The sequence below is a fragment of the Streptomyces kunmingensis genome (assembly GCF_039533535.1).
Taxonomy (GTDB): domain Bacteria; phylum Actinomycetota; class Actinomycetes; order Streptomycetales; family Streptomycetaceae; genus Streptomyces; species Streptomyces kunmingensis.
In genome coordinates this window covers 381,542-394,705 of sequence record NZ_BAAATS010000005.1, presented here as the reverse complement: position 1 = coordinate 394,705, position 13,164 = coordinate 381,542, and the positions used below count along the sequence as shown (strand labels likewise).

The window sequence follows — 13,164 nt, the reverse complement described above, 5'->3', positions numbered from 1 at the left end:
CTCAACCACCGGCCCGCGGATCGAAGGTGCTGCCCGCGTCCTGCTCGTACGGCGTGCTCTGCCACTGCCCGCGGTCGAGCACCTTGCTCGGGTCGTGGGCGACGAACTGCCACGCGCCGAGGTAGACGTTGTCGTGCCAGCGGTTGCGCTGCTCCAGGGTGATCGACTCGGCCACCTCGTCGCCCTTGTACGGCGACCAGTCCGGATAGGTGCCGTAGTTGGAGAGGACGGCCATGCGGTCGCACCTCTCCGTGCACTTGACGACGGACTTGTCCAGCACGAAGCGGTTGTCGTGGATGTCCACCCGCTGGGTCTTCCAGCGGCAGTCGGCCTTGAGCGGCTCGGAGGTGATCGCCGGCCGCGCGCAGCGCTTCTTGTCCGGCACCAGCAGCGTGCAGTCACCGGACGAGGTGTTGGCCGGGCTGTTGCAGAACCGGTCGGCGTTCTCCCACAGGGTGATGCCGTTCCAGTTGTTCTCCAGCACGTTGCGGTAGACCTCGATCTTGTCCGTGCGGGCCTTCACCCGAGGTTCGCCGCCGGCCTCGGACAGATAGACGGTCGCGTACGGGAAGTCGTCGCGCTCGGCCGACCTGCGGCCCTCCACCCAGTTGTTCCGCCGGATCGTGTTGTCCCGGATGACCGCGTTGTAGCTGATCTCGTAGATCAGCGCGGCGCCGTCGTTGGCCTCGATCACGTTCTTCTCGAAGCGGAAGTCGTTGTTGTTGGTGTCCGCCCACAGCCCGGTCCCGCGGTTGTCGTGGACCCAGTTGCCGCGGATGTCGGCGCCGTCGACGGCCCAGAACTTGGCGCCGCCGGTGCAGCCGCAGCCCGGCTTGCGGCGCTCCCAGTCGCCGGTGTTGTTCCCCACGATCTCGTTGCCCTCGACCACCAGATCGCGGATGGAGTTGCCGGTCTTGTACGCGTTCAGTCCGTACTGCCCGTTGTCGCGCAGGCAGTTGGCGCGGACCTGCTGGCGGGCGCCGCCCATCAGCCCGGCACCGGAGTTGTACTGGATCTTCGAGTGCTCGATCACCCAGCCGTCGGCCATGTCGTGGTTGACCACGCCCTCGTCGGGCGGCGCGACGAAATGCTGCACGGTCAGATAGCGGATGGTGACGTCGTCGGCGGTGCCGCTGAACGCGTAGTTGTTCTTCTTCCCGCCGTCGAGCACCGCGCCCGGCGCACCGAGATAGCGGTTCCCCTTCTTGGCCATGATCTGGGCGTAGCGGTCCGGTTCGAGCCGGTGCGTGCCAGGTCGCAGCCAGAACGTGGTGCCCGGCGGACTGTTCCTGGTCTTCTCGGCAAGGTCGCCGACGACCTCGGGGTCGACCGTCACCGCGCCCGCCGGCGCCGTCGCCGGCCCGGCGGCGGGCTCGGCGCACACCCGGGCCCGCGCCACGGACCGGGCCTCCGACGTGGACGGCGCGGCCGTCGGCTCCGCCGGACCCGCCGACGTGCTCTCGCAGCCGACCACCGCCAGCAGGGCCGCCGCCGCCACCGGCATCGCCCGCTTCCGCCACTTGATCCCCACGCGCCCCCCTTAGCCGCGGAACCTGAGTACGGTGGTGAACCCCTGCGCGCTGTCGGTGAAACCGGTGCCGATCAGCGTCGTGGTGGGTTCCTTGCGCCCGAAGCCGGGGGAGTACCAGCCGAGCGGCGGCTCGCTCTCGCCGCGGTGGGCCCGCCAGGTCAGCTGCTCGGGCAGGTCGAGCACCGCGGAGCGCCCCTCACCCTCGCTGATCCAGGTGAGCACGGCCCGGCCGCCGACCAGGTCCGCGGCGACCGCCGGGCCGAGGTGGAATGCCAGCCGCGCCGCGCGGCGCGGCCCGCGCACCTCGTCGACCACCCGTAACTCCCGGCTGGGGGAGTCCAGTTCGACCCGGCGGCGGTGCACGGAGGGCTGATAGCCGTCGTGCTCGGCGCACCAGAGGGCCGTCCCTCCATCGGCGGCGGCCGACGTGTCCGCGACCAGGACGCGACTGCGCGCCTGCCGGGTCCACAGGAAAGGGCCGCCGGAGGCGGACTGGTCGGCGCCGTCCAGCTGAAGGGTGTTGTGGCCGAGCGTCGAGCGGAAGTACTGCCGCCAATCGGGCTGCCCGTGGTAGCAGAACGTCCCGGGGTCGGCGAGCACGTCGACCCCGTCGTGCCGGACCTCCAGGGACAGCGCGTCCGCGTGGGCGTGCGCGGCGATGGACAGGAAGCCGTGCGGGCCGCCGTCGCAGCGGCACCAGATCCCCTCCGGGCCGCGCAGGATGGTCAGGCCCGCATCCGCGAAGTGGGCCGGGCGGGTCGCCGGGCGGGTCACGGCCGGCGTGCTGCCCTTCTTCCCGTACGGGCGGACGAGCGCGGCGAGGAGCGGGGTGCGCACATCGGTGCCGGTCACCTCCGGCCACCAGTCGAGTGCCCCGAACACGGCGTCGCCGGTGGCGAGCAGCGAGGCCCAGCGGTCGGTGCCAGGCCCGTCCAGGACGAGACCGTGGCCGTCGTCCGAGTCTCCCTGGCGCGGCGGGCGCAGCCGGTCGTCGACGACGGCGGCGAGCGCGTCGGTCATGCGCAGCAGCACGAGGCGGACGGTCGCGGGGACCGGCACGCCGGCCGCATCCGCCTCGGCCACCGCGGCCAGACCGAGCTCCAGGACGAGCCCGTGGTACTCGCTGGCCAGCTCGCGGTTGAGGCCGGAGACGAAGGTGTTGCTCTTCAGGTGCTGCTCGAGGGAGCGCAGCGCGCCGGCCCGCCAGCGCGCCGAGGAGGGGAACCAGTCGAACGCGCAGGCCGCGGCGAACTGCCCGGCGGCCTCCGCGATGACGTGGTTGTTGGCCGAGGACCCGCGGCTGGGGAAGGCGGCCAGCCAGCGCTGGTGGTGCCAGATCTGGTTCCGCGCCACCTGGTTGTCCTCGAAGAGAGCGGCCACGCCCGGCCAGCCGTCGAGCAGCCGGCGGATCCACACCCAGGACACAAGGCGGATCCCCAGCTCGATGCCGCTGATCCAGTGCACGCCGTGCAGCGGCGCGTTGGCCGTCCACCACGACCGCAGGTGGGCCGCCACGCGCTCGGCGTACCGCTCGTCCCCGGTGATCGCGTAGGCGGCGGCGAGCACGGTGAGGTACTGGTGCCGGGACGGCTCCCAGATCTGCTTGATGTCGCCGACCGCGTCCTCGTTGCGGTACGGCACGTCGAAGGCGTAGCCCCACGGGGCCCGGCGCCCCGTCTTCGGGTCGCACCACCAGTCCGGGTCGGCCATGTCGTCGCGGACCACCCCGAAGTACTCGGCGTGCCCGACCATCAGCCGGTCCGCCTCGGCGACCAGCCGTTTCGCGGCGTCCGGCGCCACCGCGGCGACCGTCCCGGCGGGGAGGACCGCGGTGAACCGGGCACCGGTCACGTCCGGGCAGTCCGGCGGCGCCGACCGCCACCGCCGCCTGCGGACCGCGTCGCCCGCCCGGCCGCCGATCTCCCGCGGCCCCATCCGGGACAGGCGACGCAGGTACCAGCTCGCGCTCATGCTCATCGGGCGCTCGCCAGCCTCACGGGCGCACCGCCGGCCAGGCCGCTCTGCACGGCGAGGGTGGCCGCCGTGGTGGCGACCAGGGACTCCAGCGGCACCGGCATCGGCCCGCCGGTCCGAACGGCCCGGATGAACGCGGCCAGTTCGGCGTTCTGGCCCTTGTCACGGGCCTTGGGCAGCCGCGAACTGACCCACCGCTTGCGGCCGGCCGCGCCCTCGGAATACAGCGAGGTACGGACGAAGTCGTCGAGCCGCAGCACCTTGCCGTCCGCGACCAGGTCCAGCGTCTCCTTGGGGAAGCCGGCCGCACCGGTGGTGACGTAGCTGATGGTGGCGGTGGACTCGTCCGGGTAGCGCAGCACCACCTGGAGGTCCTCATTGCCGGACGTGGCGAGCGCGTACACCGAGACCGGGTCGGCGTCGAGCAGCCAGCTCACCGTGTCGATGAAGTGCCCGCCCTCGCCGACGAACCGCGAGCCCTGGGAGCCCTGTTGGAGGTACCAGCTGCCGGGTGTCAGCCGGCCCGCGTTGACCAGGTAGCGGACGTGCGCCGGACCGGTCCGGACGCCGAACCGTTTCTTGGCCTCCTGCAACAGAGGCGCGAACCGGCGGTTGAAGCCCACCTGAAGCCGGTCGTTGCCGGACTCCTCCACCGCTTCGAGCACGCCCGCCAGCTCGTCCTCGGAGAGGGCCAGCGGCTTCTCCACGAACACCGCCTTGCCGGCGAGGAGTGCCTTGCGGGTCAGTTCGGCGTGCGAGCTGTGCCGGGTGACCACGAACACCGCGTCGATCGACGGGTCGCCGAGCACGGCGTCGAGGTCGGTGGTCGCCTCGGTGAAGCCGAACTTGCGCTGGGCGTTGGCCGCGGACAGCGCCGTCGTGGTGACGACCGTGGACAGCTCCACGCCGTCGCGCCCGGCCAGGTGCGGCAGCAGCATCGACGTCGCGTAGTTCCCCGCGCCGACGAACGCCAGGCGCACCGGACCCTGGACGGGTCGCGCCGGGGTCGACGCGCTGCCGCCGCGCCGCACCGCGGGCACGGTCACCGCAGGCGCCTCCGCTTGCTTCGGCTCCGCCGTCTGCCCGGGATAGCGGAACAGCACGGCGACGGCCTTCAACTCGCCGTCCTTCAGGCGCTGATAGGTCTCGACGGCGTCATCGAAGTCGGCGATGTGGGAGATCAGGGGCTCCACGTCGACGCGGCCCCGGGCGACGAGGTCGAGGAAGCACGCCAGATTGCGGCGCTCGGTCCAGCGCACGTAGCCGATCGGGTAGTCCCGGCCCTCCAGCTCGTACTCCGGGTCGTAGCGCCCGGGGCCGTAGGAGCGGGAGAAGCGGACGTCGAGCTCCTTCTCGTAGTACGCGTTCCACGGCAGGTCCAGGCGGCACTTGCCGATGTCGACGACCCGGCCCCGGTCCCGACTCAACTCGGCCGCCAGCTCCACGGGTTGATTGCTGCCGCCGCCCGCGGCCAGGTACACCTGGTCCACGCCGTGGCCGTCGGTGAGTTCGGCGACGGCCGCCTTGACGGCCGTGGACGCGGGGTCGCCGCAGGCCGCGGCGCCCGCGCGCTCGGCGAGCTCGCAGCGCGCCGGATCAGGGTCGACGCCCACGACGCGCACGCCCGAGGCGGTGAGCAGCTGCACCACCAGCTGCCCGATCAGGCCGAGGCCGATGACCAGGGCCACCTCGCCGAGCTGCGGCTCGCCCTGGCGGACGCCCTGCATCGCGATCGACCCGACGGTGCCGAAGGCCGCGTGCCGCGGCGCGAGACCGTCCGGCACCGGCGAGTAGAGGTTCCGCGGCACCCAGTTCAGCTCGGCGTGCAGCGCGTGCTCGTTGCCGGCGCAGGCCACGAGGTCGCCGACCTTCACATCGTCGATCCCGGCACCGACCTGCTCGACCACCCCGCACAGCGAGTAGCCGAGCGGCGTGTACGAGTCCAGCTTGCCCATCACCTTGCGGTACGTGGCGGGCACCCCGTTGGTGGCCACGCTCTGCATGACCTTCGCCACCTGGTCGGGCCGGGAGCGGGCCTTGCCCACCATCGACATGCCGGCCTCGGACACCTTCATGAGCTCGGTTCCGGTGGATATCAGCGAGTAGGCGCTGCGGACGAGCACACCGCCCGGCTTGCACCCCGGCGCCGGGACGTCGAGCAGCGCCAGTTCGCCGCTCTTGTAGTTCTGTACGACCTGCTTCACCCGAGCTCCTCTTGTTTCAACTTCCAACGCCGTCAAACCGCTTGTCTCCGACCGGAGCCGGAGGTCGCGTCGCGATACCAGTACTCGAGGGTCAGCACGTGCCACAGATGCTTGGAGAAGTCCCGCTGCCCCGCGGCGTCCTCGGCGACCATGCGCGCGAGGGCGTCGCGGCGCAGGATCCCCGAACTGACGAGCACTCCGTCGTTGACCACCTCGCGCACCAGCGGTGCCAGGTCCCGGCTCATCCAGGCCCGCAGCGGCGCGCTGAACAGGCCCTTGGGCCGGTACACGATCTCCCGGGGCAGGATCGAGGTGGCCGCCTCCTTGAGCACGGCCTTGCCCAGCCGCCCCACGATCTTGCGGTCGCCGGGCACGGCGAACGCCGCCTTCACCACCTCGACGTCCACGTACGGCACCCGCACCTCGGTCGACGCGGCCATGCTCGAGCGGTCCGTGTACGTCAGGTTCAGACCCGGCAGGAACATCCGGGAGTCGCCCAGGCACATCCGGTTGACGAAGTCGTCGAGGTCGTTGTCCTGGTAGACGTCCGCATGCTCGGTCAGTACGTCGTCGACCGTCCCGGCCAGGTCCGGATCGACCAGGGCGAGCAGCTCGTCCTGGTCGTACATGGTGTAGCTGCGCCGGAACGCGGTCTCCTCCGGCAGATCGGCGAAGGAGAGGAACCGCTTGGCGAAACGCACCGACCGGTAGCCGCGGCGGGAGGTGGCGACCGGCAGCCGGTCCACACCCGCGGACAGGCCGCGCCGCAGCGGCCGCGGGATGCGCTGGTAGCGCAGCGCGAGCAGATTGGCGAGGTGCTTGCGGTACCCGGCGAACAGCTCGTCGGCGCCCATCCCCGAGAGCATCACCTTGACCCCGGCCTCCCGGGCGGCCGAGCAGATCAGGAACGTGTTGATCGCGGCCGGGTCACCGATCGGCTCGTCCAGGTGGCGCGTCATCTGCGGCAGCAGGTCGAGCACGTTCGGAGCGATCTCGATCTCGTGCAGATCGACCCCGAACCGCTGCGCCACCTGCCGGGCATAACGCAGGTCGTCCGGCATCGCCTCGAACTTGGCGTCCTCGGCGCGGAACCCGATCGTGTAGGCGGAGATCCCGGGCCGATGGCGGGCCGCGAGCGCGGTCAGCCAGCTGGAGTCGAGACCACCGGAGAGGAAGGTCGCCACCGGTACGTCGGAGAGCAGGTGCTGCCGGGTCGACTCCTCGACTATGGCCGCCAGGTCCGGCCGTTCGCCGCTGCGGGCCCGCTCCTGGCCCTCGGCGGCGACGTCCTTCAGGTTCCAGTACCGGCCGCGCTCCACCCGCCCGTCGGGCCGGATCCGCAGCCAGCTCCCCGGCGGCAGCTTCTCCGCCTCGCGGAACGCGCAGCGCGAGTCCGGCACCCAGTAGTAGAGCAGCGAGGCGACCAGCGCCCCGTGGTCCACCTGGAGCGATCCGCCGCTCACGGCGGCGAGCGCCTTCAGCTCGGAGGCGAACATCAGACCCTCGCCGCGCCGGATCAGGAACAGCGGCTTGATGCCGAGCTGGTCGCGGGCGAGCGTCAGTTCACCCGTGCGCTCGTCGAAGACGGCGAACGCGAACATGCCGCGCAGCCGGGGCAGGCAGTCGGTGCCCCAGCGCCGCCACGCCTCCAGCAGCACCTCGGTGTCGGAGGTACCGCGAAAGCGCACCCCGGAGGCCGCCAGCTCGGCGCGCAGCTCCGGCGCGTTGTACAGCTCGCCGTTGTACGTGAGGGCGAGGCCGCCCGAGACCATCGGCTGGGCGCCGGTCTCGGACAGGTCGATGATGGAGAGCCGGCGGTGCCCGAGCTGCACATCGCCGTCGCCGACGGCGTGGCCGTAGCGGCCCGCCCCGTCCGGACCGCGGTGGGCGAGGACATCGGTGAGCCGGTCGGTCACGACCTTCCCGTCCGGCCATCGGTAAGTACCTGCGATGCCACACATGTGCTAGCGCGCCTCCTGGTCGCTGTCCGGGACTCCCACGGCTATCGACGGCCGCTCCGTCACCGGCCGGCCCTCCCCCACCGCCTTGACGGCGTGGGAGGTACTCCCATCGTTCTGCCGGGCCCGCCACTCGTTCTGGCCGCGCGGCGCGGCGTTCGGCCCGTCCCACAGCGTGCCGTCGGTCCGATCCCGCGGATCGGGGTCGATCAGCACCACACCGAGCACCGTGATGCGCTGGTCGGCGAGTTGCCGAGCCACGGTGTGCAGCCAGGCGGCGCTGCCGTGCCCGGCACGCACGACGAGCACGGTCCGGCCGCCCAGATACCGCAGGTCGGTCCACGCGGTGCCGGGCGCGACCGAGCCGACGCCGAGCCGGCGCTGCTGGGGCGAGAGCGCCGCGGCACCCTCGGCGCCGACCACGCTCACGCCCTCCGGCTTCTGCCGGCTCTCGGCGAGCTGCTGACCGGGCAGGCCGTCGATGATCACCAAGGGCCCCTCCGCCGCCAGCGCCCCGGCGAGGTTCAGGGCGATCGCGGTCGTGCCGCGCGCACAGCCCAGCTCCAGCAGCGACAGCGGTTCCGCGGAGCCCCGCACCGCGCGGGCCAGCGTCGCGGTGAGCCGTTCGCGTGCCGCCCGGGTGCGTCGGCGCTGCCACAGGCGGCCCGAGCGGCGCGGCAGTTCCGTGAGAACCGAGGAGCCCAGGTTCGCCGCGATCTCCCGGCGCAGCACGGGGCGGTCCGCAACCACCGAGCCGACCGCGGCCACCGCGAGCCCGAGGACGAGTCCGAGGACCAGCCCGATCACGGCGTTGGTGGCAGCGGACTTCGGCAGGGAGTGCCGCACCGCGCGCGGCGCGTCCACGATCTGGGTTCCGGCGACGAGACGGGGCGTGCCCATGCGCGCTTCCTCGGCGCGCTGGTCGAAGTCGGCTATCCGCGAGGTGAGTTCGGCCCGGCGGGCGAAGAGCGACTCGGTGCTCGCCGACGACTCCGGGTCGCTCTCCGGGGACCGGCCCCCGATCGACTCGTTGACCTGGTCGAGCTCCCGGCGCATCCGGTCACGCTGGTCGCGCAGGGCCTTGGCCTCGGCCTTCGCCGAATCCTGCATCCGCCGCACATGGTCCGCGACGAACGCGTCCGCCAACGCCCTGGCCCGCGCCACCGCTTGCGCGTCGGTGTCGGCCGTCACGTCGATCTGCAGCAGGTTGTTGGTCACGCCGGTTCCCCGGTAGTCCCGCATGAAGTCCTCGGCCTTGTCCGGGGACTTGAGGGACCGCAGGGCCGCGTCGGCGATCCGCGTGGTGCCCAACAGCTCCACGTCGGTACGGATCAGCGTTCCGGTGTCGTTCGGCTGGTCCTCCTGATGGGCGACCAGCACCTTGGTGACCGCGCTCGGCGGCGGCGGCCGCAGGACGGCAAGCGCCGCGCCGACCAGCAGCCCGAGCAGCGCCAGGGAGCCCCAGAGGCGGCGGCGTCTGCGCACCGCCACCACCAGCGCGTGGAGGTCGAGAAGCGGAGCGGCTGCCGGTGAATCCGACGTCGTACTCGTCGTCACGACGAACCTCCCGTCGCCTGGCCGCGGGCGGCGAGCGCCGGCGCGGCCTTCTCCGAAGGAGGGTCGGCGGGCCGTGCCGGACGGGCCCGGACCGCGCCCGCGACGACGATGCCGACGACCTCGTGCCGGCCGTCCGCACACGCCTCGGCGATGCCGGCGAGTTCGCCCGCGGTCCTGCTGCCCGCGCTGAGTACGACCAGGGCACCGGACTCGGCGGCGCGGTCCGGCACCACCGGCCGGTCCACCGACACCTCCACCACGCGCAGCGGAGGCTTGCCGTCGGCCTCGGCCACGAGCTGTCCGGCGGCACGCAGCGCGATCTCGTCGCCCTCCGGTACGAGGACCAGCAGCCCCCGCGCGGCGGGCAGTTGGGTACGCAGGCGGATGCACACCCGCCGGTAGCGCAGCCGTCGGCCGCTCTCGTCGCCCGACATCTGCGGGGCCGGTACGTCCCAGCGGGTGTCGATGCCGAGGAGCCGGCGGACCCTGGCCCGCGCGCCGGGGACCTGGGACTGGTGGGTACGTCGTTCATCGGGCACGTCGACGGTGCCCAGGAGCGTCGAGCCCAGGGCCGCGGCGATCTCCGGTTCGGTGCGCAGCCGGCGGTTCACCCGGGCGGCGGCGAGATGGCCGATGACCGCGAGCAGGAAGAACAGCAGGGCCCCGCCGACGACGAACTGCATCCGGGTCGGCGGCGCCTCGCCGGTCGGCCGGGCCGCCGGGCCCATGACGACCATGCTGGCCTTGTCGGCGGCCGGGTCGGCCTCCTCCAGCTTCTTCATGGCGTCTTCCAGCGACGTGCGCAGCTTCTCCAGCGCGGTGCGGGCCTGCACGCTCTCCACGGTCCGACCCGGGTCGGCCGCGCCTGCCAGGTCGCTGATGCGGCGGTTGGTCTCCACCACTCTCTTGCGCAGTTCCTCGGGTCCCGTGGCCGCCTGGGGTTCGGTGCCACCGCCCGCGATCCGGGCGGCGAACGTCACGAACTCCTTGGCCATGCGGTCGGAGAGCTGCTGCGCGTGCTCCGGGGTGTCGGCGGTGCCCGCGATCTTGATGATGTTCCCGTTGCTGGCCTTGGCGCTCACCCGGTCCTGGAGCTCGATGCCGTTGACGCCCTTCCAGTTGAGCGAGCCGGCCGTGCGGTCGAGCACCGCGGAACTCGTCGCGATCTCGGCCTGGGTCAACAGCTCGCGCTCCTCCCACTGCCCCGGCAGCAGTACCGCTGCCGAGGCCGTGTAGCGCGGCGGGAACAGCACCGAGGCGCCGTAACCGACGAGTGCGCCCACCACGACGAGGACGGCGAGGAGCCGGCGTCGCCGGCGAAGGATCCGCCCGATCGTGGCCAGGCGTATGGTGTCGTCGCTCAACGCCGCGGCCTCCTCCCCGGCCGGACCGGGCCGCCCGTCGCCGCCGCGCCACGGTTCTGGCAGGCGGCGGCGTAGGCGGCGAGCAGCGATCTCTGGGAGTTCTGCCAGGAGAGCTGTCCGCTGATCCGTTCCTGGCCGATCCGGCCCATCTCGGCCCGCTTGTCCGGGTCGTCGAGGAGCAGGGCGATGTTCTTGGCGAAAGCGGCCTCGTCGTTGGCGGGCGCGTACAGGGCGGCGTCACCGGCGGAGACGCGCGCCTCGCGCAGATCGAAGGAGACGACCGGCCGGCCCATCGCCATGTACTCCAGGACCTTGTTCATGGTCGACACGTCGTTGAGCGGGTTGCGCGGGTCGGGGGAGAGGCACACGTCCGCGGTCGACAGATAGCGCACCAGGTCGGCGTCCGGGATGCGGCCGGTGAACTCCACCTGCTCGGAGAGGCCCAGCTGCCCGGCCAGTTCCACCATCGCGTCGTGGGCGTCGCCGGAGCCGACGAACACCGCGTGCCAGTCGGTCCGCCCGAGTTCGTCGCGCAGCTTGGCGAGGGACCGCAAGGCGTAGTCGACACCGTCCTGGGGCCCCATCACCCCGAGGTAGCACAGCAGATGGGGCTTGCCGCGCTTCAACTCCGGCTCGGGCGGCACCGGTTGGAACCGGTCGGTCTGGGGCGCGCTGCGCACCACGAAGACGTCTTCCGCACGCTTGCCGCCGCGGCCCACCGCGACGTCCCGGTAACTCTCGTTCGTGGCCAGCACGATGTCCGCGGCCCGGTACGTCAGCCGCTCCAGCGCGCACACGGCGCGGTAGAGCAGGTCCTCGCCGCGGTCGAACCGGGAGAGATACAGCTCGGGCACCAGGTCGTGCTGGTCGAAGACGAACTGCGCGCCGAGCCGCTTGAGCCGCAGCGCCGGCAGGAACAGCAGGTCGGGCGGGTTGCAGGCGTGGACCACATGGACCGGGCCGACCTTGCGGGCCAGGCGGGCCGTGTGCCAGAGCGCCGATCCGTACTCCCGCAGATAGCCGGCCGGTCCTCCGGTGGCTGCGCGCAACGGGTAGCGGTGGATGCGCACCCCGTCGATCTCCACCTCCGCTTCCGTGTCCCGCTTGCTGCCCTGCGGGCAGATGACGTCCACGTTCCAGCCCGCGTCGCGCAACGTCGTGCATTCCTGCCACACGCGCCGGTCGAACGGCACCGACAGGTTCTCCACCAGGATCAGCGCGCGCCGACCGGGCCGGTTCTCGTACTTCGCATTACCAAGCAAGGCCCACGTACCCCGGTTCGGTCCGGCGCGCGTCGGCGTCGGGAAGGTGGATGAGGTCGATGAGCGCCGGGCCGTCGTCGCCGTGCGGCAGCGCGCCGACAACGGCCGGGTCCTTGGTCCCGACCAGGCACACCTCGGCGTGTTCGAGCACCTCGTCCACGGAGTCCGCGAGCAGCTGCGCGAGGTGCGGAAGCCGGTTCTCGATGTACTCGCGGTTCGCGCCGAGGAGCCGGGACAGGCTCACGTTGGCGTCGTAGATCTTCAGGTCGTACCCCTTGCCGAAGAGCCGCTCCGCCAGCTCCACGAGCGGGCTCTCGCGCAGGTCGTCGGTGCCGGGTTTGAAGGACAGCCCCAGCAGGCCCACCCGGCGCTTGCCGGCGCGCTCGACCAGCTCCACCGCCCGTTGCAGATGCGCGGAGTTGGAGGGCAGCACGTGGGACAGGATCGGCACCGAGACATCGGCGCGCCGTGCCGCGTGGACCAGGCTGCGCAGGTCCTTGGGCAGGCAGGAGCCGCCGAAGGCGAAGCCGGGCCGCAGATAGGCGGGGCTGATGTTCAGCTTGCGGTCGGCCAGGAACACGTCGATCACCTGGTGCGAGTCCACCCCGAGCGCCTGGCACACCGCGCCCAGCTCGTTGGCGAAGCCGATCTTGAGGCCGTGGAACGCGTTGTCGGCGTACTTGATGGCCTCGGCCACCGGGATCGGCACCCGGAACACCTCGCCGGGCAGTCCCTCGTAGAGCGCCGCCAGTACGTCGCCGCTGGCGGGGTCGAGTTCGCCGATGACGGTCTTGGGCGGGTCGAAGAAGTCCCGCACGCTCGTGCCCTCGCGCAGGAACTCCGGGTTGACCGCGACCCCGAAGTCCACCCCGGCCGTGCCGCCCGCGTGCTTCTCCAGGATCGGCAGAAGCAGGTTCAGGCAGGTGCCCGGGAGCATGGTGCTGCGGAACACGACGGTCTGCCGTCCGCCCCGCTCGGCCACCGCGGCACCGATCTGCTCGGTGACCCGCTCCAGATACGTGGTGCACAGGCTGCCGTTGGCCTCCGAGGGCGTGCCCACGCAGATCAGCGACACCTCGCTGTTCATGATCGCTTCACGGACGTCGGCGGTGGCGCGTAACGCCCCGTTCCGTACGACATCGGCGATGAGCTCGCCGATCCGCTCCTCGACCACCGGGGCCTTGCCGTCGTTGACCAGGTCGACCTTGACCTGGCTCACATCGACGCCGATGACCTCGTGGCCCATGCTCGCCAGGCACGCGGCCGACACGCAGCCCACGTAGCCGAGTCCGAAAACGCTGACTCTCATGACTC

The 13,164-nt window shown here is 72.0% G+C and carries 8 protein-coding genes; all 8 read right to left on the bottom strand.

Annotated features, from left to right (window positions below; translation table 11 throughout):
* Position 1: 1 nt before the first annotated feature.
* From ABD366_RS07030 to ABD366_RS06995, 8 genes are read right to left on the bottom strand one after another with little or no spacing between them, the layout of a single operon-like run.
* A complete protein-coding gene (locus ABD366_RS07030) occupies positions 2-1,504 on the bottom strand; it encodes a right-handed parallel beta-helix repeat-containing protein (RefSeq protein WP_324771654.1) in 1,503 nt (500 codons plus the stop codon).
* A 36-nt stretch (positions 1,505-1,540) separates the two neighbouring features.
* The gene (locus tag ABD366_RS07025) at positions 1,541-3,508 is read right to left on the bottom strand and encodes an alginate lyase family protein (protein WP_324771620.1); all 1,968 of its coding nucleotides are present in this window, start codon (positions 3,506-3,508) and stop codon (positions 1,541-1,543) included.
* The gene (locus ABD366_RS07020; protein ID WP_324771619.1) at positions 3,505-5,709 is read right to left on the bottom strand and encodes a bi-domain-containing oxidoreductase; all 2,205 of its coding nucleotides are present in this window, start codon (positions 5,707-5,709) and stop codon (positions 3,505-3,507) included. The genes ABD366_RS07025 and ABD366_RS07020 overlap by 4 nt, the downstream gene beginning before the upstream one ends.
* A gap of 32 nt (positions 5,710-5,741) precedes the next feature.
* A complete protein-coding gene (gene asnB, locus ABD366_RS07015; protein WP_324771618.1) occupies positions 5,742-7,670 on the bottom strand; it encodes an asparagine synthase (glutamine-hydrolyzing) in 1,929 nt (642 codons plus the stop codon).
* Positions 7,671-7,673: 3 nt separating this feature from the next.
* Complete coding sequence (locus ABD366_RS07010) at positions 7,674-9,224, bottom strand: Wzz/FepE/Etk N-terminal domain-containing protein (RefSeq protein ID WP_324771617.1); 1,551 nt, start codon at positions 9,222-9,224, stop codon at positions 7,674-7,676.
* A complete protein-coding gene (locus ABD366_RS07005) occupies positions 9,221-10,588 on the bottom strand; it encodes a Wzz/FepE/Etk N-terminal domain-containing protein (RefSeq protein ID WP_324771616.1) in 1,368 nt (455 codons plus the stop codon). The genes ABD366_RS07010 and ABD366_RS07005 overlap by 4 nt, the downstream gene beginning before the upstream one ends.
* Complete coding sequence (locus tag ABD366_RS07000) at positions 10,585-11,850, bottom strand: glycosyltransferase family 4 protein (protein WP_324771615.1); 1,266 nt, start codon at positions 11,848-11,850, stop codon at positions 10,585-10,587. Before ABD366_RS07000 ends, ABD366_RS07005 begins: the two co-directional genes overlap by 4 nt.
* Positions 11,840-13,159, bottom strand: coding sequence for a nucleotide sugar dehydrogenase (locus tag ABD366_RS06995; protein ID WP_324771614.1), 1,320 nt, complete (start codon positions 13,157-13,159; stop codon positions 11,840-11,842). Before ABD366_RS06995 ends, ABD366_RS07000 begins: the two co-directional genes overlap by 11 nt.
* Positions 13,160-13,164 lie beyond the last annotated feature (5 nt).